We start from the raw sequence: 21,565 nt of genomic DNA on the forward strand, positions 1-21,565 counted from the left end.
GGTGGGGGGGGGGGGGGGGGTGGGGGGGGGGGGGGGGGGGCCCCCCCCCCCCCCCCCCCCCCCCCCCCGCCAGGTTGTTCTCCGGTCTCGTCAGCCGTTCTGCACGTGCTGTCCGGCGTCCCTGGCGTCCTCGGCCACGTCGTTCGCACGCTCGGCGGCCTCCGCCTTGACCGTCTCGACCGACTCCTGCGCCGTGTCCTTCACGGCCTGCACCGCCTCCTGGGCGGGCTCCTGGAGGTCGTGGGCCACCTGCTTGCCGACCTCGGCCGCCTCGTGCAGCATCGGCTGCGCGGCGTCCTTGGCCTTGGCGGCCAGCTCCTGCTCCTTGTCGCTGGCGGGGATGAGGGAGGCCGCGAGCAGGCCGACGCCGAAAGCGATCAGGCCGACCGCGACCGGGTTGCCCTCCGCCTTGGCGACCACATGGCGACCGGCCTCGACGGTGGCGTCCTTCGCATCGCCGATCGCGTCTCCCGTCGCCTCGCCCACGCCGCGGTGAGGGTCGTACGGATCGTCGGAGCCCATGATGCGCTCGGTGAAGGAGTGGAAGGCGCCCTTCACCTTGCGCTTCTGCCGCTCGGCGATCTTGCTGGGCGTGACCTTGTCGGCCAGGGCGTCCACGTCGCCGCTCAGGTTGCGGCGGGTGCTCTCGATTTCGGCGCGGATCACATCGGGGTCGTCAGTCATCGGTTCTCTCCGTTTCGTTTCAGGGTCTCCGGGAACTCCTTGACCGTCTCCACGGTCTGCGGCATCCCCTTCACCGTCTTCAGCTGATTGCGCCCGACCACGAACAGGATCAGGGCGACGATGGCCCAGATGACGGCCACGACGACGCCGGACCAGGCGTTGCCCATCAGGTATCCGAGCGCCCACCAGAGCGCGATGGAGAGGAAGAGCACCGCCATCAGGGCCGCGTAGCCGGCGCCGCCCATCATCCCGGCGCCCTTCCCGGCCCGGGTGGCCGTCTGCCTCAGCTCGGCCTTGGCCAGCTCCACCTCCTGCCGGACGAGCGTCGACAGGTCGCGGCTCACCTCGGCGAGCAGGTCGCCGAGGGACTCGCGCTCAGCGCGCTCCTCCGACGGAGTGGGCTGATCGGTCACAGCGAGCCCCCGGCCGGGTAGCCGGCCGTGCCGGGCCCGCGGAACGTCGTGTCGTCGAGCGCGGGGCCGCCGATGGGTGTTCCGCCGGGCGCCGGGGTGGAGTGGCTGGTGCCGCTCCCGCTGCTGATGCCGTTGTCGTCCCCGGAGGCCAAGGCCCTGGTCAGCCGCCCGGCGACCACGCCGGTGAGGGCGGCCACGGCGATGAAGGTGCCCGGGTTGCGGCGCGCATACGACTTGACTTCGCGCAGCAGCGACCCGGGGTCCCGCTCGTCCAGCCAGCGCGCGACCGACTGCGTGCGGTCCGCCGCCTGTCCGACCAGGTCGCTCGCGACTCCCTGCTGTTCGGACGACCGCGACATCTGCTGCAACTCGTCGCCGATCGACCGCAGTCCGTCCGCCACCCGCTGCTGCTGCACCGCGGCCTGCTCGCGCAGTTCCTGCTGGGTCTGCCGGTAGAGGTCCTGCGCCTGCGCCTTGGTCTCGTGCGCGACCGCGTGCGCTTCGTCCTTCGCGACGGCGGCGACATCCTTGCCGGCGTCGACGGCGGAGTCCGCCACGCGGCCCGCCTCCTCCTTGGCGATGTCGGTCGTGCTCGCGTCGTCGATCGCATCGTCGTGATGGTCGACCGCATCGTCGTGATGGTCGACCGCATCGTCGTGATACTGGCGTGTTGTGTCGAATACCGGCGTGCCGCCGAATCCGCCCTCCGGGTTCGTCATACTCGACTCCCTTTCGCTCGTCGGATGTGTGGCGTCCATACATCCACGCGAGGCGCGGCAGGGTCAGCGGGTTGACACGGTGACGACGGCGGGGCATAACGCGCGCAAAAACCCCCGGATCCCATAAGGGACCGGGGGTTCTCTCCAGTGGCTCCGACCGGCATCGATCCGGCGACCTTTCCATCCGACCGACGCAGGAGTAGAGGCCGTTTACAGTAGTGCCATCAACAGCGGGGGCCCGAAGAACAACGCAAGCACCCCGCTGATGAGGAACGCCGTCACGGCGACCCACCTCGGGCGCAGGTCTCTCGTAAGAGCGGGGATGCTGATCGCGACGGATGCGATCGCAAGGATCGTGATCGGTATCGCACCGATGAGGGCGTCGGACCACCCCGCCTCGCCGCCATCGACCGACGACCACACGCACGTCGTGATTGCCGCGACCAGCGCGATCAGCGTGACCGCCATCGCCAGCGCGGGGAGGCGGGAATGCCGCGACTGAGCCGATTCAGACATGCCCCGACGCTAGCTGGAGGCTGATCATCAGTATTGGCATGGGTCGTCGTCGGTGTAGTTCAGGCCGGTGACATAGAGCTGGTCGTCTGTGGTGACGTGTGAGATGTCGAGGTAGGCGAAGTCGCCGGGGGGCCACAGGTTCCCGGAACCGTCGACGTAGAGCGTTGACGGCTGGCCGAGGCATCCGAAGACGTCCATCGCGTCGTCCACGTACGGGATTGTCCCCTCGGGCGGGTAGTGGGCGATGAACCGGACCTCGTACGTGCTCGAGCCGGCAGCGGCGAGCCCGCCTGGGAACTCCTGCTCGAGGAAATCGGCGGCGTGACCTTTCGCGATCCCCGCGGCCTGGGTCTGCGGGTTCGCGCCTTTTCCGACGCTGGCCTCCGCGTCGCTGAACGCTGCGGCGGTGCGGGTGACGTCATCGACCTCGCTGGTGACGTCCGAGGTCGTGCAGTCGTCCCCCGGCAGCGTTGTGGCGGAGGAAACAAGCCATCGGTTTGCGGTGCGGGAGTACTCGATCGTGAGACGCCGCTCCGTGACGGCCGCGCCGGCCGCGTCGATGCAACCGGTGACCGTGACCTTTCCCTGGGCGACGGGTTCAACTCCCGCCGCGCTCAGGGTGTCGACGGTCCAGTCGACGAACACGAACGCGGAGTGTCCGTTTTCGGTGTGTTTTGCGTGGCTGTTCTGCCGATGCAGGTCCCGCGCCGCAGCGCCGGTCGCGACGAGCCTGATCAGGGCGTCGCTCGCTTTTCCCGCCGACGCGTCGTCGGCGACCCCGTCAAAGCGGATCAGGGCGAGCTGCGCGCCGATGTACGCATCGTTCTGACTTGCGGGCGCGGGGACAGAAGTGGGCGATGGCAGGGGCAACGGGGTGCTGCTGGGACTGGGGTGCGGTGACCGGGACGGATGAGACAGCGACGCGGGCGCCACCCCCGCGCATGCAGTCAGCAGCAGAGCAGCCGATGCAGCGAGGACCGGAATCGAGACTGTTCGACGATTGGACATCCTGGCTCCTCCCAGCATGATCGATGGGTTCGTGTGCGACATCCTCCCGCGCAGGTTTCCCGGGATACCAGGGAAGAATCTCCCGAAAAAAGCGATGCATCGTTTGACTCGACGCCTCCACCTGACTGTCCGGAATTTCTGTCGCGGTCAGGTCGTACGTGTCGGAGCCGCGGGCTTGGAGAAGTAGCGGTTGGACGACGGCACGAACAGGGCCACCGTGCCGATGGCGAGCAGGATCGCGACGAAGTAGTCGACAAACGATGGCGCCCCAAAGGGTTTCGTCAGCACGTTGACGCCGATGATCACGCCGACCGCGAGCACGGCGAGCACGGTGCGCGCCACCCGGGAGCGCGAGCGGAGCCGCAGCACGAAGAACGGAGCGGCCAGAACGACGATGCCCTCAAGCACGATCCAACCGTCTTCGAAGTCGACCGCTAAGTAGACCGGGTCCCACGAGCCCTGTGCGGCATACGCGAGGGTGCTCACGATGGAAGCGAGTTCGATACCGATGGCGGCCCACCAGATCCAGAACCCCGTCAGCACTGCTCCTCGCCGGATCTTCGACTGCGACGCGTCGTCGGGTTTGAGGAGCTGGGGACGGTTGCAGCCGGCGATGGCCAGTCCGATGACGACGACCTCGGCTGCGACGGCGACCACGATTCCCACCGTCATGATCATGAGCGTCTGGGCGATCGAGATCCGTCCGCTCGTCCATGTCATGACCGCACTCGGCATCGGTGGTCCATCGCCGGCGTCGGGAACGAACAGGCCGGCGACCACCATGGAGCCCCAGAGGAAACACGCACTGATGCTGTATGCGAATCTCGTCGTCCGCGCAATTCGAACATCGTTGTCGCCGAGTGTGATGACCGCCGGGATGTAGAGCGCGATGAGGATGGCGGGTGCGATGGCCAAGAATCCGAGGACGCCCACATACCCGAGTCCCGCCCCGACAAATCCTCGACCGAGGAGCACCCAGAACGGAAGGATCACCGGTGCCCACCATTGCATCACCCACACAAAACGACCGGACTTCGTCAGCGACCAGGACGTTCGACGGACCGCCGACGCGGAGGCGGACGGCTCATCGGAGGCCGTCGGATCCGGCACGTCCGGGTTCGATTCCGATGGCGGTTGTGATGCACTCATGACCGCGTCTCCTCAGTTGAGTGATCCGATGCAGCGGATGACGCGAGCGGACTGTCCTCCGTCGCATTGCACGCGACATCCTCCCGCACGTGCTTCCCGGGATACCAGGGAAGAATGTCCCTGAAGAGGCGGGACTTTTCGGTCTGGTGAGGACTTCGCGGAGCGGGGCACTACTCGGCCGGGTGCTCCCGGAGCACCTCAGCCGCGTCGTGCCGGGTTCTGGCGTGCAGCTTGGCAAGGATTGTGGAAACGTAGTTCGCGGCGGTCTTCTCGCTGATGCCGAGCCGGCGGGCGATCGCTGCGTTGCCGAGCCCGCGTTCGATGAACCGCGCAACCTCCTGCTCCCGGGGGGTGAGACCGAGATCCGCGCGCTCCGAGCTTGTCTCTCCGGGCAGCGGCACGCCCGAGCCGAGCAGCCGGGCGCCGCTCTGGGCGGCAGCGAGCGCCGCGAGGATCTCATCGCCGGGGGCGTCTTTGAGCACGAACCCCGACGCGCCGGCGGAGAGGGCCTCGCGAACAGCTCCGTCGTCGTCGAAGGCTGTAACCACGACGACGCGCGTGTCGGGGAGCTCGGCGATGATCCGGGCGGTCGCGCGCGCGCCGTGCAGCCCGGGCAGTCCGAGGTCCATGACGATGAGGTCGGGTCGATGGCTGAGCGCGGCCTCGACCGCCTCTGTGCCGCTGGCCGCTTCGCCGACGATCTCGTACTCGGCCGAGCGCAACAGCGCGGCGAGTCCGCGGCGGAACACCGGATGGTCGTCTACGAGCAACACGCTGGTCACGGCGCCCCCAGTGGGAGCGATGCTTCGACGAGGGTGCCGCCGAGGGAGCCGACCGCGATGCGCGCGCTCCCGCCGAGTTCCTCGGCTCGGTCCCTGATGGAGCGCAGCCCCATCCCCGGCGCGGGCAGAGCAGGTATGCCGACCCCGTCGTCCTCGACCCGGATTCGCATTGCCCCGTCATTCCCGCCGATGTGCACCGCGATCCTGGTCGCGTCGGCATGGCGACGCGCGTTGGTCACCGCCTCCTGAACGATCCGCAGAGCGGCGAGCTCGACAGCGGCGGGCAGGGAGTCGGGAAGGGATGCGGCGTGGATCTCGACGCGAGAGTCGGCGCCGACCCGATCGTGAATGGCGGCGAGCAGACCGCGGTCGTCGAGAACTGCGGGCCGCAGTCCATAGGCCAGCTCCCGGGCCCGGGCAGCGGCGTCTTTCGCGTCAGCGAGGAGCGTGGAAGCCGCCTGTCGATCCGCGCCCTGCGGCAGGCTTCGAACGAGTCCGTCTGCCGCGAGCGCGACGCCGGCGAGAGCGGGAGAAAGGTCGTCATGCAGTTCCCGCCGCAGTTCCCGCCGTTCCTCCTCCCGCGCTCGGATGAGACGGTCACGGGTGTGCTGCAGCTCTGTGACGGTGGCCGCGTCGTGGAGCGCCGGAGCGGCACGGCGTGCGAGCTCGGCGACCACGGCGCGGTCGCGGCGCGTGAGGGTCGTCTCACCCGGGCGTGGCGCGATCCGAAGCGCCCCAAGGACCGAGCCGTTGAACGCAATCGACACCTGCTCCTCGTCCCCTCGCAGGCGGCCCGTCTCGGCGGAGACGACTCCTCCGACATCGAATGCGACCCCGGCGGATCGCAGCGACTCGGCGATCGATGTGACGAGGACTGCGGGGGCCGCCTCCGCACGCCCTGTGGCCTCGAGTCGGCGCTGGAAGCGCTCGCCGGAAGCGCGCGGCGAACGGCGCCCCCTGTACACGATTCCGGTTGCAAGCCACGCCGAGCTCGCCACGACCGGCAGGGCGAGCACCGCGACCGCCGCCGTGCTCCAGCCCGACCCCCAGGGATCGATGATGGCAGCGACTCCTCCAAGCGCTGCAGCCGCGAGCCCCAGCGCGATCAGCCACCACAGTATGGAGTCGACCGGCAGGAGGCGCGGCGCGACCAGTCCGACGATGACACATGCGGCGAAGGCGAAGACGAACACCGCGGCCGCCGCGTTCCCCGCCGGACCCAGGCTTCCGATGCCGGGCGGATGCATCCTCGCCGACATCACAACGAGCGTCCCCATGCCGCCGAATGTCACAAGCGCCCCGAGCGCAGCCCATCGAACACGCTCGCGATCACCCGTATCGAGCGAACTCGCATACCGCGTCAGCGCCCCCACAACGAGAACCGCCGAGAGCACCAGGATCAGCGGATTCCACCATGGTGTAATCAGCAGGCCAGGTGCGATGGGAAGCGCGGCGCACAACCCGATCATGAGGATCGCCGCCGCGGCCGCCCATACATACCGGACTCTCCCGTCCGGGTAGGTGGCCAACAGCACTGCGATACCCGACCCGATCAGTGCCGCGTCCCAGTGCGAAGCCGATGGTGCGGCGACCTGCAGAAGAGTCCCCGCGAGGTAGGCGGCGACGCCGACGGCGGGGAGCCACCGGAGACGCCGCAGTCGCTCATCGGACATGCGCCGATTCTGCCGCGCGATGGGACCTGGCGAAAAGCGGTATCGCCGGAATCGCGAAGATCGGGACGAACGCGAACTGCGCCAGTCCCTCGACGTCTATGCGGACCTCTTCGACGATGACCTTGATGACGTTGCGAACGCACTCGCTGCCCGAGCCGCGAAATCAGTTGTAGTCAGAATGTAGTCGAACGGCGTTTCGCGGGCCTTCCGATGCAAACAGAAAACCCCCGGAATCCCTTTCGGACCGGGGGTTCTCTCCAGTGGCTCCGACCGGCATCGATCCGGTGACCTTTCGATTTTCAGTCGAACGCTCTACCAACTGAGCTACAGAGCCGGGAGGCACGAAGTGCCCACCTAGACGGAAGCCCTTCCGAGTGGAAGGGCTTGTCGCCGTGGCGACCCTGACGGGACTTGAACCCGCGACCTCCGCCGTGACAGGGCGGCACGCTAACCAACTGCGCTACAGGGCCTAACTGTGGTGCTTTATTGAATTGTAGAGGATGCCATCGTGACCCCAACGGGATTCGAACCCGTGCTACCGCCGTGAAAGGGCGGCGTCCTAGGCCACTAAACGATGGGGCCGGATCGTCTCGAATCGCTTTCGCTTTTCGATGACCACCGACGCATAAGCATACGGAAGTCCCCGACAGAATGCGAATCGGGGTTGCAGCCCGGGCGGGTCGATGGTCCCGGTTTCCCGCCACGCCCCGGTGAAATGCCCGGTGAGAAGCCGGACGCCAGCGAGGATTGCCAGCGACGGCCCCCCTGTCGTCCGTGCGAGCCGCACGTGGTCTCCGATCGAGCGCCGCCGCCCACCCCCCCGACCCGGGCGGCGTATGGTGATGTTGCTAATGTTGCTCCTGGTGATGACGAGACCCGTGTTGATCGTGTGACAGCCGATGTTCCATCCGACGGGTTGAAGGTGACGATGAGATACGCGACGAGAGACGACACGCACCGGCGCAGGCCGCGCCGGGCGGTGCTGCGCCTCCTCGCCATCGGCGCCATCGCGCTGACCGGGGTCGTCGGCTCCATCGCCGCGCCGGCGTACGCCGACCAGTACCCGAGCTGGCAGGACGTCCAGAACGCCAAGGCCAACGAGGCTGCGGCCGCGGCCCAGGTGACCCGCATCACGACCCTGATCGCGCAGCTCGACCAGGAGGTCTCCGACACCCAGGCGGCCGCGGTCAAGCGCGGCGAGGAGCTGCAGGCGGCGGAGGCGGCCTTCGACGCGGCGGACATGAAGGCCAGGGACCTGGAGTCCCAGGCCGCCGCCAGCCAGCAGAAGGCCGACGCGGCAGGCGCCCAGGCCGGCAAGCTCGCCGCCCAGCTCTACCGCACCGGCGGGCGCAACCTCACCGCCAACCTCTTCCTCAGCGGCAACGGCGCCAGCGGCACGAAGCCCGAGACGCTCCTGACCGGCCTCGGGAGCATGTCCAAGCTCACCGAGCAGTCCGACAAGGTCTACACCGACGCCCGCGTCGCCCAGAACACCGCCAAGGCGCTGTCGGCGCAGGCGGAGGTCGCCAAGGCCGAGCGCGAGAAGCTCCGCGTCTCCGCGACGGCCGCCCTCCAGGCCGCGGTCGCCGCCGCGAAGGCAGCGCAGGCCAAGCTCGCCGAACAGCAGAAGCAGATCGTCGTCATGCAGGCGCAGCTCGCCGCCCTCCGCGACACCACGGCCAAGACGGTCACGGGCTACGAGGCCGGCGTCGCCGCAGCGGCCGCAGCAGCAGCGGCGCGCGGCTCGGGAGGCCTCCCCGGCGGCTACGTCGGACCGCAGGGCTGGGCCGTCCCCGCCGCCGGCCCGATCACCGACGGCTTCGGCCCGCGCCCGTCGCCCGGCGGCGTCGGCAGCACGTACCACATGGGCATCGACATCGGCGCCTCCTGCAACGCGCCCATCTACGCGGCGCACAGCGGCACCGTCATCTACGCCGGCCCGAACGGCAGCTACGGCAACTTCGTCCTCATCGACAACGGCGGCGGCATCGACACCGGCTACGCGCACATCCGCAACGGCGGCATCCTCGTCGGCATCGGCCAGAGCGTCGGAGCCGGCCAGCCCATCGCCCACGTCGGCACCACCGGCGCGTCCACGGGCTGCCACCTGCACTTCGAGGTGCGGGTGAACGGTCAGAAGATCGACGGAATCCCCTTCATGAGAGCAAGGCAGGCACCCCTTGGCTAGCGACACTTCGAAGAACTCCCGCACCCGCACCGGCCTCGCGATCGGCGCGGGCGTGATGGGCGCCGTCACGGCCTCCATCGGCATCGCCGCCCCGGCGCAGGCCGTCGACTACCCGTCCTGGAACGACGTGCAGCAGGCGAAGGCCAACGTCGCCAACCAGCAGGCGATGATCGCGAACATCACGACCCTGATCAGCGGCCTCCAGAGCAGCGTCGACGCCGCCCGCATCGCCTCGGAGAAGGCGGCGGAGGCCTACTTCCAGGCCAAGGACGCGCTCGCGAAGGCGACGGCGAAGCAGGCCGACCTGGAGAAGCAGTCGGCGGACGCGGCCGCGAAGGCCAAGACGTCGCAGATGCGTGCCGGCCTCCTCGCCTCCCACCTGGCCAAGTCCGGCGGCGGCACCGACGTCAGCACCGAGCTGCTGCTGAAGGGCGGAGGCTCCGGCTCCAACGCCGACAAGCTGCTGTTCCAGCTCGGCACCATGAGCAAGCTCACCGAGCAGTCGAAGGCCGTCTACGACCAGGCGACCAAGGACAAGAACACCGCCGAGTCGCTGAACGCGCAGGCCAAGACGGCCAAGACCGAGCGCGAGAAGCTCTCGGCCGCCGCCGACCAGGCGCTGACCGCCGCGCAGAACGCGCAGTCCGCCGCCCAGGCGGCGCTGGTCGAGCAGCAGAACAAGTCGACCGAGCTGGTCGCCCAGCTCGCGACGCTCAAGAACACCTCGACCCAGGTGGAGGCGGCGTACCTGCAGGGCGAGAAGATCCGGCAGGAGCAGGCGGCGGCCGCAGCGGCTGCCGCGGCGGCGGCGGAGGCGCAGCGTCAGGCGGCGATCCGCCAGCAGCAGCAACAGCAGCAGCAGGCCCAGCAGCAGCAGAGCGGCGGGTCGTCCGGCGGTGGTGGCGGCGGGGGCGGCCCGGTCGCGCCGCCGAACGGGAACGTGGTCGACACCGCCATCTCGTACGCGAAGGCGCAGCTCGGCAAGCCGTACATCTTCGGCGGCGAGGGCCCGACGGGCTACGACTGCTCCGGCCTGACGATGAAGTCGTACGCCTACGCGGGTGTCTACATCGGCTCCCACTCGGTCAACGACCAGTTCTTCACCGCGGCCAATCGCGGCCAGATCGTGCCGTACAGCCAGCGCCAGCCCGGCGACCTCATCTTCTGGGGAGACTCGCCCGGCAACTTCTACCACGTCGGCATCTACCTCGGCGGCGGCATGATGATCGCCGCCCCCACCGAGGGCGACGTCGTCAAGATCCAGTCCGTCTGGGGCTCCCCCTGGGGCCAAGTAGCCCGCCCCAGCGCCTAACCCCCACCCCGAAGCCGTCGAGACGGCTCAAGATACGCAAAAAACCGCCGAGTGGGCAGATTATCTGCCCACTCGGCGGTTTTGGGTTGGGTCAGTGGCCCTCGGCGGCGAGCTTGGCGAAGCCGGCCTCGACGATGGCCTCGGCCTCCGCGGCGTCGCCCCAGCCCTCGATGTTGACGAACTTGCCCGGCTCGAGGTCCTTGTAGCGGGCGAAGAAGTGCTCGATCTCCTTGCGGGTCTGCTCCGGGATGTCGTTGACGTCCTGGATGTGCAGCCAGCGCGGGTCCTTGTACGGCACGGCGATCACCTTGGCGTCGCTGCCGGCCTCGTCCGACATGTTCAGCACGCCGACCGGGCGCACCTTGACGCCGACGCCCGGGAAGACCGGGTACTCGAGCAGCACCAGCGCGTCGACCGGGTCGCCGTCGAGGCCGAGGGTGTTCTCGAAGAAGCCGTAGTCGGTCGGGTACACGAAGCTGGTGAACAGCACGCGATCCAGGTAGACGCGACCGGTCTCGTGGTCCACCTCGTACTTGTTGTGGCTCCCCTTCGGGATCTCGATGACGACGTCGTATGCGGCCATGCCGATGCTCCTTAGCTGTTGGAAATCTGCACTAACGTTACTGGATGCGCCTCAACGGGTCCTCGGGTGAAGCTGCGGGTGGAGCGCCGGACGGGGCTCCGCGCCGGCCGCGCCTGACGCCGCCGATCGCCGACGCCCGCCGCGCGGTGCGGGAGGCCCTGGCCGCCGCGGCCGACCTTCCCGCTGTCGACCCGCACGACGACCACGGCCCGGCCCGGCCCGCGCCGCTCGCCCCCGGCGCGCTCGTGCTCGTCGGCTTGAGCGGGGGAGCGGACTCCCTCGCCCTCGCCGCGGCGGCCGCCTTCGAGGCCCCGCGCCGCGGCTACCGGGCCGGCGCGATCGTGGTCGACCACGGCCTCCAGCCCGGGTCCGCGGAGGTCGCCGAGGCCGCCGCCGCGCAGGCCCGCGAGCTCGGACTCGATCCCGTGCTCGTGGAGCGCGTGACCGTCGCGACCGGAGCCTCCGGCCCCGAGGGCGACGCCCGCGCCGCACGGCACGCCGCGTTCGACCGCGCCCGCGCGGCCACCGGCGCCGCCCGGATCCTGCTCGCCCACACGCTCGACGACCAGGCGGAGACCGTCCTGCTCGGCCTCGCCCGCGGCTCCGGCCCGTCCAGCCTCCAGGGGATGCGCCCCGACACCGGAACACTGCTGCGCCCCTTCCTCGGCCTCCGCCGCCGGACGACGCGCGCCTTCTGCGCCGACAGCGGCTTGACCCCGTGGGACGACCCGCACAACACCGACCCCGCGTACGCGCGCGTGCGCGTGCGCACCCGGCTGCTGCCCGCGCTGGAGGACGAGCTCGGCCCCGGCGTCGCCGAGGCGCTCGCGCGCACCGCCGAGCAGCTCCGTGAGGACGACGACGCCCTCGACGGCCTCGCCCTGGAGTGGGCGCAGGAGCTGGTCAGCCAGACCGAGGACGGCGCCGTCGCGCTCGACGTCCGCGGCCTCGCCGCCGACCCCGCCGCACTCCGCCAGCGCATCATCCGGCTGGTCGTCTCCGCCGAGTTCGGGGTGTCCCTGAGCCGGGCGCACACCCTCGCCGTCGCGGAGCTCATCACGGGCTGGCACGGCCAGGGACCGCTCAGCCTGCCAGGCGTTAGAGTTGTCAGGCAGAACGGCCTGCTCACGTTTCACCCCGACAGCTAAGGACAGCGCCTCCCCCATGGAACTCACGGACGTTCACGACGACCTGACCGAGATTCTGATCACCGAGGAGCAGATCCGCTCCCGCATCGCCGAGCTGAGCAGGGTCGTGGAGGCCGACTACGCGGGCAAGGACGTCCTGCTCGTCGGCGTCCTCAAGGGCGCCGTCATGGTGATGGCCGACCTGTCCCGCGAGCTGCGCATCCCCGTCACGATGGACTGGATGGCGGTCAGCTCCTACGGCAGCGGCACCGCGTCGAGCGGCGTCGTGCGCATCCTCAAAGACCTGGACACCGACCTCAGCGGCAAGACCGTGCTGATCGTCGAGGACATCATCGACTCCGGGCTCACGCTCTCGTGGCTGCTCGCGAACCTGCACAGCCGCGGCCCGGAGTCGATCGAGATCTTCACGCTGCTGCGCAAGCCGGAGGCCGCCCGCGTCGAGATCGACGTGAAGTACGTGGGCTTCGACATCCCGAACCAGTTCGTCGTCGGCTACGGCCTCGACTACGCCGAGCGCTACCGCAACCTCCGCGGCGTCGGCATCCTGGCGCCGGCCGTCTACAGCTAGGCGGCGGTCGACGTGACCGCGCCGAAGACGGCGCCGACCGACGCGGATGTCACCGCGTTCCTCGACGCCGCGACCCCGGCCCGCCGCCGGGAGGACGGCCACGCCCTCGCCCGGATCTTCGCGGAGGTGACGGGCGCCGACCCGGTCATGTGGGGCCCGTCGATCGTCGGCTACGGCAGCTACCGCTACGTCTCGCCGTCCGACCCGCGTCGCCAGGGCGACTGGCCGAAGACCGGCTTCTCGCCGCGCAAGGCGCAGCTCTCGCTCTACGGCCTCAAGGACCTCCCGGAGGGCGCGGCCCTGCTGCCGTCGCTCGGCACGTTCACCGAGGGCGCCGGCTGCGTGTACGTGCGGACGCTGGACGACATCGACCTCGCCGTGCTGCGCCGGCTCATCGCTATCGCGTGGGGGCGCGAGGACGACCCTCAGCGCCGGTAGACCTCGCGCCGGTGTGCGACCCGCAGCACCAGGATGACCAGCCTCCAGTCGTCGGCGTCGACCAGGACGGCGACTCGGCCGCTCCGATTCGAACCTGTCGACTTGCGCCCGCCCCCGCGCCGTGGTCCGATGACCGCATGCCCTACGAACCCACCGAGCTGTACCGACGCTGGCTCGCCGCGTGGAGCGACCGGCACGCGGCGCTGGAGCCCATCATCGCGGGCGACGCCGTCGGGCACTGGCCGGAGGGCGACGTCGTCGGGCCGCGCGGGTTCGCCCGGGCCATCGCCGAGACCGTCGACCAGTTCGACCGCGTCGAGTTCGACGTGCAGGCCGGGCCGCTCGTCGGGGACGGGTTCGTGGCGGCGCGGTGGGTCCTCACCTGCTTCCTGGGAGACGAGACGATGGCGTTCGCCGGGCACGACTTCGTCCGGGTGGAGGACGGCGTGATCGCGGAGTACTGGCCGGCCATCCTCCCGGCCTCCTGATCCGGCCCAGGATCGGCGCGACGACTGGCGTAGACGGCCGTCGGCGGTAAGCGCGCCCAGAGCGAACACGCAGCCGACCCACAGCGCCCAGGCGGTACTGTGGTCGCACCATGAACCTCAAGAAGATCTTCCGCGGCCCGATCCTGTACGTCGTGCTCGCGATCATCGCGGTGTGGATCGGCTCCAGTCTGATCACCATGTCGGGCTTCAAGCCCGTCACCACGCAGCAGGGGCTCGACCTCCTGCAGCAGGACAAGGTGTCGAGCGCGAAGATCGTCGACGGCGAGAACCGCGTCGACCTCACGCTCAAGCAGGCGGACGGCGCCAACGGCACGCAGGTGCAGTTCTACTACGTCACCCCGCGCGGCGCGGACATCGTCAAGGCGATCGACGACGCCAACCTCCCCAAGGGCTACGACGACTCCGTCCCGCAGCCCAACTGGTTCGTGAACATCCTCGGCTTCCTCATCCCGGCGCTGCTCATCGGCGTGTTCTTCTGGATCATGATCTCCGGCATGCAGGGCGGCGGGAACAAGGTCATGCAGTTCGGCAAGTCCCGGGCGAAGCTCGTCACCAAGGAGACGCCGAAGGTCACCTTCGACGACGTCGCCGGGTCCGACGAGGCCATCGAGGAGCTGCAGGAGATCAAGGACTTCCTCAAGGAGCCCGCCAAGTTCCAGGCGGTCGGCGCGCGCATCCCCAAGGGTGTGCTGCTGTACGGCCCTCCCGGAACCGGTAAGACCCTGCTGGCCCGCGCCGTCGCGGGTGAGGCGGGCGTCCCCTTCTACTCCATCTCCGGTTCGGACTTCGTGGAAATGTTCGTCGGCGTCGGCGCCAGCCGCGTCCGCGACCTGTTCCAGCAGGCCAAGGAGAACTCCCCGGCCATCATCTTCATCGACGAGATCGACGCGGTCGGCCGTCACCGCGGCGCCGGTCTCGGCGGCGGTCACGACGAGCGCGAGCAGACCCTCAACCAGCTCCTGGTGGAGATGGACGGCTTCGACCCGAAGACCAACGTCATCCTGATCGCGGCGACCAACCGTCCCGACATCCTCGACCCCGCGCTGCTGCGTCCCGGCCGTTTCGACCGTCAGATCGGCGTGGACGCTCCGGACATGCTCGGCCGCAAGAAGATCCTGGAGGTGCACGGCCGCGGCAAGCCGCTGGCGGCCTCCGTGGACCTCGAAGTGCTCGCCCGCAAGACGCCGGGCTTCACCGGCGCCGACCTGGCCAACGTGCTCAACGAGGCCGCGCTGCTGACCGCCCGCTCCAACGCGCAGCTCATCGACAACCGCGCGCTGGACGAGGCCGTGGACCGCGTCATCGCCGGCCCGCAGAAGCGCACCCGGGTGATGAAGGACCAGGAGAAGCTGATCACCGCGTACCACGAGGGCGGCCACGCCCTCGCCGCCGCGGCGATGCGCCACACCGACCCGGTGACCAAGATCACCATCCTCCCGCGCGGCCGCGCCCTCGGTTACACGATGGTCATGCCGCTGGAGGACAAGTACTCGGTCACCCGCAACGAGCTGCTCGACCAGCTCGCCTACGCGATGGGCGGCCGCGTCGCGGAGGAGATCGTCTTCCACGACCCGACCACCGGCGCCTCCAACGACATCGAGAAGGCGACCTCCATCGCCCGCAAGATGGTCACCGAGTACGGCATGAGCGCCGACATCGGCTCGGTCAAGCTGGGCCAGGCGAACGGCGAGATGTTCCTCGGCCGCGACATGGGCCACCAGCGCGACTACTCGGAGCGGATCGCGGAGCGCGTCGACGCCGAGGTGCGCGCCCTCATCGAGAAGGCGCACGACGAGGCATGGGAGGTCATCAACGACAACCGCGCCGTGCTCGACCGCCTCGCGGCCGCGCTGCTGGAGCACGAGACGCTCGACCACAACCAGATCGCCGAGATCTTCGCCGACGTGAAGAAGCTGCCGGAGCGTCCGCAGTGGCTCTCCAGCGACAAGCGTCCGATCTCCGACCTGCCGCCCATCCCGTTCCCCAAGGCGCCCATCGACGCCGGGGCCGTGGACGGCGGAGTGGACTCTGAGCCCCCGTCGTCGAAGCCGAAGCGGGCTCCCGCCATCAAGCCGCGGCCGGCAACGGCCTAGGCCGCGCACCGCATGACCGGATTCGATCGCGCACGCATCGAGGCGGCCGTCGCCGAGATCCTCGCCGCCATCGGCGAGGATCCGTCGCGTCCGGGCCTGGGCGACACCCCGTCGCGCGTCGCCGACGCCTACGCCGAGTTCTTCTCGGGCGTGGGCGTCGACGCGCGTCAGCAGCTCGGCGAGCCGGTGCCGCTGGAGGACGCCCGCGCCGAGACTGTGATCCTGCGCGACATCGCCTTCCGGTCGGTGTGCGAGCACCACCTGCTGCCGTTCCTCGGTGTCGCGCACGTGGCGTACCTGCCCGGGGACGCCGTGATCGGCCTCGGCCGCATCCCGCGTGTGATCGAGACGCTCTCGTCCCGGCCGCAGCTGCAGGAGCGCCTCACCGAGCAGATCGCGGACACGATAGAGGAGGGCGCTCGGGCGCGCGGCGTGCTCGTGGTGCTGGACGCCTCCCACGAGTGCGTGACCACCCGCGGCGCCCGCCAGACCCGCGCCACCACCGTGACGGTCGCCGCGCGCGGCGCCTTCAGCGAGCCGGCCTCCCGCGCCGAGCTGATCGCGCTCATCGGCGCCCCGCGCGACGAGGCGTCTGCGTGACGCTCATCATGGGCGTCCTCAACGTGACGCCCGACTCGTTCAGCGACGGCGGCCTGTGGCTGGAGCCGGAGGCGGCGGTCGCGCACGCGCTCGACCTCGTCGCGCAGGGCGCCGACCTGATCGACGTCGGCGGCGAGTCCACCCGGCCCGGGGCGCTGCGCGTCGACCCGGTGGAGGAGCGCGCCCGCGTCGTCCCCGTCATCCGCACGCTCGCCGAGCACGGCGTCACGGTCAGCGTCGACACCCTCAACGCCTCCACCGCGCGCGCGGCCGCCGACGCGGGCGCCGCGATCATCAACGACGTCTCCGGCGGCCTGGCCGACGCCGGGATGCCGGACGCCGTGCTCGACACCGGGCTCCAGTACGTCGTCATGCACTGGCGCGGCCGACTCGACGCCGCCGACTCGCGCGCCGTCTACCGTCACACCGTGGCGGAGGTGCGCGCCGAGCTGTCCGCCCGCGTCACCAGCCTCCTCGACCACGGGATCGACCCGGCCAAGCTCGTGCTCGACCCCGGCCTCGGCTTCTCGAAGAACGCCCAGCACAACTGGCAGGTGCTCGCCGGCCTCCACGAGTTCGAGACCCTCGGCTACCCGGTGCTCATCGGGGCGTCGCGCAAGCGGTTCCTCGGCACGCTGCTCGGCGAGGGCAGCACTGTCGAGGACCGCGACGCGCCGACCGCCGTCATCTCCGCGCTCGCCGCGCAGGCCGGCGTCTGGGCCGTGCGCGTGCACGACGTGGCGTCCACGCGGATGGCCCTGGATGTGGTGCAGGCGTGGCAAGCTGGACGCGATGACTGATTCCGCTGCCGTGTCCGTCTCGCGCACGCCGACGGACGCGATCGTGCTGACCGGGCTGCGCGTGCGGGCGAACCACGGGGTGTTCGACTTCGAGCGCGAGAACGGCCAGGACTTCGTCGTGGACGTGACCGCATACCTCGACCTGTCGCCGTCCGCGACCTCCGACGACCTCGCCCGCACCGTCCACTACGGCGAGCTGGCGAATGAGATCGCCGACGCCGTCCGCCGCGACCCGGTCGACCTCATCGAGACGGTCGCGGAGCGCGTGGCCGGGGTGGTGCTCGCGCACGACCCGGTGCGCTCGGTGGAGGTCACGGTGCACAAGCCGGACGCCCCGATCGAGGTGCCGTTCGGCGACGTGGCCGTCCGCATCCTGCGGGGTCGGCCATGACGCCGCCGAACCGCATCGGGCGGCCCGAGCGCCTGCGCGTCGGCGTGCCGGCGGTGCTCGCCTTCGGCAGCAACCTGGGCGACCGGGTCGCCACCATCCGGGAGGCGCTCCGGCTGCTCGCGGACGACCCCGGCCTCCGCGTCGAGGCCGTCTCCCGGCTTTACGAGACGCCCGCGCTCAAGCCGGAGGGCATCGACGAGGAGGCGCCCGCCTACCTCAACGCCGTCGCGCTGATCAACACGATCCTCGACCCGCTGGCGCTGCTGGCGGCGGTCAACCAGGTGGAGGACGCCCTCGGCCGCGTGCGCGAGGAGCGCTGGGGAGACCGCACCATCGACATCGACATCGTCGACTACCAGGGGATCGTCGCCGACGACGACCCGCGCATCGTCCTCCCGCACCCCCGGGCGCACGAGCGCGCCTTCGTCCTGGTGCCGTGGCTGGACGTGGACCCGGACGCCGTGCTGCCGGGCTACGGGCCGGTGGCCGCGCTGGCTGCCCAGGCGACCGACCCGGTGACGCTGTACGAGGCGGGCGACGCATGAAGCGCACGCGTCCCACCTCCCTGATCGGCCTCGGGGTGCTCGGACTGGTGGTGGGCTTCCTCGGGGAGCTCGCGGCGTCGGGCACGGGCGTCGCGGTGTTCATCCCGCCGCTGACGCTGCCGATCACGCTGGTCGCCGTCGCGATCATCGTCGTGGCGTTCGCCGTCCCGATCCGCCGGGCCGTGCGCGGCCGCAGCTCGCGCCGCATCGACCCGTTCCAGGCGACGCGGATCGTCGTCCTCGCCAAGGCGTGCAGCCTGAGCGGCGCGCTGCTGACCGGCGCGGGCGCCGGCATCCTGATCTACATCCTCACCCGGGACGTGCTGCCCGCCTCGAACGCGGTGCTGCTGACCGCGCTCGGCACCGCGGGCGCTGTCATCCTGCTCGTCGCGGGCCTGGTCGCCGAGTTCTTCTGCACCCTCCCGCCCGACGACAAGGACGACGATCCGGAGGCCGCTCGTGCCCGGTCGCATTGACCTCGCCGTCGGGGAGTGGAACCGTGTCTCGCCGAAGTATGTCGTGGTGGTCGTCGTCAGCACCCTCCTTACGGGGATCGTGCTGAGCGCAGGGACGGTGTTCCTCTGGCTGGTCGCCGGCTGGTCGTGGGCGTGGATACTGCTGGCGGTCGTCGTGGTCGCGACGCTCATCGGGCTGTTCATCGCGAACCGGCGCACCCGGTCGATCGGGTACATCCTGCGCGCCGACGACCTGCTGTTCCGGCGCGGGATCATGTTCCAGCGCTTCGTGTCGGTGCCGTACGGGCGCATGCAGCTCATCGACATCACGCGCGGGCCGGTCGGGCGGATGCTCGGGCTGGCGGACCTGAAGTTCGTGACCGCGGCGGCGTCGACGAACGTCGTCGTCCCCGGACTCCCGGAGCCGCAGGCCGCGGAGCTGCGGGACCGGCTGGTGGAGCTGGCGGAGAGCCGCCGGGCAGGGCTGTGACCGTTCCGGAGCCCGGGGGCGTGCAGGGCGGGGCGCCGGGCGCACCGCTGCCGGGAGCGCCGCTGCCGGGCGGCCCGCTGAACGCCGCCGAGCGCGCCGCCGAGCGCTTCACCGACGGCGAGTGGCACCGGCTCCACCCCGCGACGCCGTTGCTGCGCGGCGGCATCGTGTTCATCGCGGTCCTGGGCTTCGTGCTGTCCAACCTCCGCGAGCGGCTGGTGAGCTTCTTCGTCGGAGCGCCGGACCTCGGCGGCGACCCGATCGACGCGATCTACAACCACGGCTGGGAGGGCTGGGCGCTGCTCGGCGTCGCGGTCGTCCTGCTCGGCTGCCTCGCCGCGTTCTACGTGTCGTGGCGGATGCACAGCTTCCGGATCACCGGCGACGCGGTGGAGGTGCGCAGCGGCATCCTGTTCCGCACCCAGCGCAAGGCCAGGCTCGACCGCATCCAGGGCATCAACGTGCAGCGGCCGCTGCTCGCGCGCATCTTCGGGGCGGCCAAGCTGGAGATCTCCGTGGCCGGGCACGACGCGAACGTGACTCTCGCGTACCTCGGCTCGGTGCTCGCCGACGGGCTGCGGTCGGACGTGCTTCGGCTCGCGTCGGGTGTCCGGGAGGCGGAGGCCGCGGACCCGGCCGACGGCGTCGCCGTCCCGGCCTCGCGCACCGCACAGGTCGGCGACTTCGTGAGCCGGCGCATCGACGACTTCCTCGCGCCGGAGCTCGACCCGAACGCGGCGCCGCCGGAGTCGGTCGTGAAGATCCCGCCCGCGCGCCTCGCCGGCTCGCTGGTGCTGAGCGGCTTCACCGTGTTCGTCATCGCCGTGATCGTCCTGCTGGTGATCGGCTCGGCGGGAGGCGCGCCCTGGCTGCTGATCGTCGTCCTCCCCGGGCTGATCGGCTCGGCGAGCTTCTACATCAACCGCTTCACGAAGTCGCTGCGGTACTCGATCGCGGGCACGCCGGACGGCGTCCGGATGGGCTTCGGCCTGCTCACGACGAGCAACGAGACGCTGCCGCCCGGCCGCATCCACGCCGTCGAGGTGCTGCAGCCGCTGCTCTGGCGGCCGTTCGGCTGGTGGCAGATCCGCATCGACACGGCCGGCCACACGCGCGAGAAGGGCGCGGCGGGCCAGCCGAACACGACCATGCTGCCGGTCGGCGACCAGGCCGACGTGGCGAAGGTGCTGTCGCTGGTGCTTCCGGCGTTCACCGAGGAGCACAGCGCCGCGATCCTGGAGGGCATGACCTCCCGCGGCCGCGACGCGTTCACCGGCAGCCCGCGCCGCGCGATCTGGCTGCGGCCGTTCTCGTGGCAGCGCACCGGCTTCCGGATGGTGGACGGGGCCGTGCTGCTGCGCCGCGGCTTCGTGTGGCGGAGCCTCGCCGTGGTTCCGCTGGCCCGGCTGCAGAGCCTGGAGCTGCAGCAGGGCCCGCTCGACCGGCTGCTCGGGCTGGCGGAGGCGCGCTTCCACACCGTGTCCGGCCCGGTGCATCCCCGGCTCGGCGCGATGGACGCGGCCACCGGTGAGCGCCTGTTCGAGACCGTGGCGGTGCGCGCCGTGGTGGCCGCCGCCGCCGACCGCACCCACCGCTGGCGCACGGCCCCGGGATTCGTGCCGAATGGCGACTCCGGCGACACCACAAGCACCATTCGGCACGAATCCCCCGAGGAGGACGCATGAACGACAGCACCCGCCGCTCCGGCCGCCTCGGCCTCGGCATCGTCGGCGCGGGACGCGTCGGACCCGTGCTCGGCGCCGCGCTCGCCGGAGCGGGCCACGCGATCGTCGGCATCTCAGCGGTGTCCGCCGAGAGCCGCGAACGCGCCCAGGCCATGCTGCCCCAGGCGCCGATCCTGGAGGTCCCGACCCTCGTGGAGCGCAGCGAGCTCGTCATCCTCGCGGTCCCCGACCGCGAGCTGCCCGGCCTCGTCGCCGGCCTCGCCGCGACCGGCACCTGGCAGCCGGGTCAGCTCGTGCTGCACACCGCGCCGGCCTACGGCGTCGAGGTGCTGCGCCCGGCCGCGGAGGCCGGCGCCATCCCGCTCGCCGTGCACCCGGCGTTCGAGTTCACGGGCACCAGCCTCGACCTCGCCCGGCTGGCGGAGAGCTGGTTCGCCGTCACCGCGCCCACCCCGGTGCTCCCGATCGCGCAGGCACTGGTGGTCGAGATGGGCGGCGAGCCGGTCGTGATCGCGGAGGCCGACCGCCCCGCCTACGCGGAGGCCATCGCGACGGCGACCGCGTTCTCGCGCTCGATCGTGGAGCAGTCCACCGGCATCCTCGCGGGGATCGGCGTGGAGAACCCGGGATCGTTCCTCAGCTCGCTGCTGCGCTCGGCCGTCGACAACGCCCTGACCCGCGCCGGCGCGCCGACCGCGCTCGATGTCGGCGACGTGCTGGAGGCCCTCGGCGGCGCGGCGGACGGCCCGGCCGAGGGCGACCCCGGCGACGACGGTCGCGGCTGGTACCTCCGCGGCGAGTAGCCTGGATGCGGCC

The 21,565-nt window shown here is 70.7% G+C and carries 24 protein-coding genes and 3 tRNA genes; 15 read left to right on the top strand and 12 right to left on the bottom strand.

Annotated elements, in window-relative coordinates:
• Positions 1-90 precede the first annotated feature (90 nt).
• From ABCS02_RS01240 to ABCS02_RS01290, 11 genes are all read right to left on the bottom strand, one after another.
• The gene (locus ABCS02_RS01240) at positions 91-684 is read right to left on the bottom strand and encodes a DUF3618 domain-containing protein (RefSeq protein WP_345833794.1); all 594 of its coding nucleotides are present in this window, start codon (positions 682-684) and stop codon (positions 91-93) included.
• A complete protein-coding gene (locus tag ABCS02_RS01245) occupies positions 681-1,097 on the bottom strand; it encodes a phage holin family protein (protein ID WP_345833795.1) in 417 nt (138 codons plus the stop codon). Before ABCS02_RS01245 ends, ABCS02_RS01240 begins: the two co-directional genes overlap by 4 nt.
• The gene (locus ABCS02_RS01250; protein ID WP_345833796.1) at positions 1,094-1,816 is read right to left on the bottom strand and encodes a hypothetical protein; all 723 of its coding nucleotides are present in this window, start codon (positions 1,814-1,816) and stop codon (positions 1,094-1,096) included. The genes ABCS02_RS01245 and ABCS02_RS01250 overlap by 4 nt, the downstream gene beginning before the upstream one ends.
• A gap of 210 nt (positions 1,817-2,026) precedes the next feature.
• Positions 2,027-2,332, bottom strand: coding sequence for a hypothetical protein (locus ABCS02_RS01255; RefSeq protein ID WP_345833797.1), 306 nt, complete (start codon positions 2,330-2,332; stop codon positions 2,027-2,029).
• Positions 2,333-2,359: 27 nt separating this feature from the next.
• A complete protein-coding gene (locus ABCS02_RS01260; RefSeq protein ID WP_345833798.1) occupies positions 2,360-3,340 on the bottom strand; it encodes a hypothetical protein in 981 nt (326 codons plus the stop codon).
• A gap of 147 nt (positions 3,341-3,487) precedes the next feature.
• Entirely contained in the window at positions 3,488-4,450 is a 963-nt protein-coding gene (locus ABCS02_RS01265) for a hypothetical protein (protein WP_345833799.1), read from the bottom strand.
• A 209-nt stretch (positions 4,451-4,659) separates the two neighbouring features.
• Positions 4,660-5,271, bottom strand: a complete 612-nt coding sequence (locus ABCS02_RS01270) for a response regulator transcription factor (RefSeq protein ID WP_345833800.1) — start codon at positions 5,269-5,271, stop codon at positions 4,660-4,662.
• Positions 5,268-6,944, bottom strand: a complete 1,677-nt coding sequence (locus ABCS02_RS01275) for an ATP-binding protein (RefSeq protein WP_345833801.1) — start codon at positions 6,942-6,944, stop codon at positions 5,268-5,270. Before ABCS02_RS01275 ends, ABCS02_RS01270 begins: the two co-directional genes overlap by 4 nt.
• A gap of 261 nt (positions 6,945-7,205) precedes the next feature.
• Positions 7,206-7,278 (bottom strand) — tRNA-Phe (locus tag ABCS02_RS01280).
• A gap of 59 nt (positions 7,279-7,337) precedes the next feature.
• Positions 7,338-7,414, bottom strand: a tRNA-Asp gene (locus ABCS02_RS01285).
• 39 nt (positions 7,415-7,453) lie between these two features.
• Positions 7,454-7,526: transfer RNA gene (locus ABCS02_RS01290), tRNA-Glu, on the bottom strand.
• A gap of 346 nt (positions 7,527-7,872) precedes the next feature.
• Between ABCS02_RS01290 and ABCS02_RS01295 the strand changes: the two genes are divergently transcribed.
• A complete protein-coding gene (locus tag ABCS02_RS01295; RefSeq protein ID WP_345833802.1) occupies positions 7,873-9,132 on the top strand; it encodes a M23 family metallopeptidase in 1,260 nt (419 codons plus the stop codon).
• Positions 9,125-10,444 carry an NlpC/P60 family protein gene (locus ABCS02_RS01300; RefSeq protein WP_345833803.1) on the top strand — a complete coding sequence of 440 codons (1,320 nt, stop codon included), beginning with the start codon at positions 9,125-9,127 and terminating at the stop codon, positions 10,442-10,444. Before ABCS02_RS01295 ends, ABCS02_RS01300 begins: the two co-directional genes overlap by 8 nt.
• A 91-nt stretch (positions 10,445-10,535) precedes the next feature.
• Here the strand turns inward: ABCS02_RS01300 and ABCS02_RS01305 are convergent, their stop codons facing one another.
• Entirely contained in the window at positions 10,536-11,027 is a 492-nt protein-coding gene (locus ABCS02_RS01305; RefSeq protein WP_345833804.1) for an inorganic diphosphatase, read from the bottom strand.
• A gap of 44 nt (positions 11,028-11,071) precedes the next feature.
• Between ABCS02_RS01305 and tilS the strand changes: the two genes are divergently transcribed.
• The 13 genes from tilS (at position 11,072) to ABCS02_RS01370 (ending at position 21,552) form a co-directional block, all read left to right on the top strand.
• Positions 11,072-12,175: a tRNA lysidine(34) synthetase TilS gene (gene tilS / locus ABCS02_RS01310; protein ID WP_345833805.1), complete on the top strand. Its 1,104-nt coding sequence runs from the start codon at positions 11,072-11,074 to the stop codon at positions 12,173-12,175.
• A gap of 16 nt (positions 12,176-12,191) precedes the next feature.
• A complete protein-coding gene (gene hpt / locus ABCS02_RS01315; protein WP_345833806.1) occupies positions 12,192-12,743 on the top strand; it encodes a hypoxanthine phosphoribosyltransferase in 552 nt (183 codons plus the stop codon).
• A 12-nt stretch (positions 12,744-12,755) separates the two neighbouring features.
• The gene (locus ABCS02_RS01320; RefSeq protein WP_345833807.1) at positions 12,756-13,181 is read left to right on the top strand and encodes a DUF1801 domain-containing protein; all 426 of its coding nucleotides are present in this window, start codon (positions 12,756-12,758) and stop codon (positions 13,179-13,181) included.
• A gap of 137 nt (positions 13,182-13,318) precedes the next feature.
• Positions 13,319-13,669, top strand: coding sequence for a nuclear transport factor 2 family protein (locus ABCS02_RS01325; protein WP_345833808.1), 351 nt, complete (start codon positions 13,319-13,321; stop codon positions 13,667-13,669).
• A 110-nt stretch (positions 13,670-13,779) separates the two neighbouring features.
• Entirely contained in the window at positions 13,780-15,783 is a 2,004-nt protein-coding gene (gene ftsH / locus ABCS02_RS01330) for an ATP-dependent zinc metalloprotease FtsH (protein ID WP_345833809.1), read from the top strand.
• A 12-nt stretch (positions 15,784-15,795) separates the two neighbouring features.
• Entirely contained in the window at positions 15,796-16,383 is a 588-nt protein-coding gene (gene folE / locus ABCS02_RS01335; RefSeq protein WP_345833810.1) for a GTP cyclohydrolase I FolE, read from the top strand.
• Positions 16,380-17,183, top strand: a complete 804-nt coding sequence (gene folP / locus ABCS02_RS01340; protein WP_345833811.1) for a dihydropteroate synthase — start codon at positions 16,380-16,382, stop codon at positions 17,181-17,183. The genes folE and folP overlap by 4 nt, the downstream gene beginning before the upstream one ends.
• Complete coding sequence (gene folB, locus ABCS02_RS01345; RefSeq protein WP_345833812.1) at positions 17,176-17,574, top strand: dihydroneopterin aldolase; 399 nt, start codon at positions 17,176-17,178, stop codon at positions 17,572-17,574. The genes folP and folB overlap by 8 nt, the downstream gene beginning before the upstream one ends.
• Complete coding sequence (gene folK, locus ABCS02_RS01350; protein ID WP_345833813.1) at positions 17,571-18,119, top strand: 2-amino-4-hydroxy-6-hydroxymethyldihydropteridine diphosphokinase; 549 nt, start codon at positions 17,571-17,573, stop codon at positions 18,117-18,119. Before folB ends, folK begins: the two co-directional genes overlap by 4 nt.
• Entirely contained in the window at positions 18,116-18,595 is a 480-nt protein-coding gene (locus ABCS02_RS01355) for a DUF3180 domain-containing protein (RefSeq protein WP_345833814.1), read from the top strand. Before folK ends, ABCS02_RS01355 begins: the two co-directional genes overlap by 4 nt.
• The gene (locus tag ABCS02_RS01360; protein WP_345833815.1) at positions 18,579-19,064 is read left to right on the top strand and encodes a PH domain-containing protein; all 486 of its coding nucleotides are present in this window, start codon (positions 18,579-18,581) and stop codon (positions 19,062-19,064) included. Before ABCS02_RS01355 ends, ABCS02_RS01360 begins: the two co-directional genes overlap by 17 nt.
• Positions 19,061-20,749, top strand: a complete 1,689-nt coding sequence (locus ABCS02_RS01365) for a PH domain-containing protein (protein WP_345833816.1) — start codon at positions 19,061-19,063, stop codon at positions 20,747-20,749. The genes ABCS02_RS01360 and ABCS02_RS01365 overlap by 4 nt, the downstream gene beginning before the upstream one ends.
• Complete coding sequence (locus ABCS02_RS01370) at positions 20,746-21,552, top strand: Rossmann-like and DUF2520 domain-containing protein (protein ID WP_345833817.1); 807 nt, start codon at positions 20,746-20,748, stop codon at positions 21,550-21,552. The genes ABCS02_RS01365 and ABCS02_RS01370 overlap by 4 nt, the downstream gene beginning before the upstream one ends.
• Positions 21,553-21,565: the final 13 nt, after the last annotated feature.

It is taken from the genome of Microbacterium sp. X-17 (assembly GCF_039615055.1).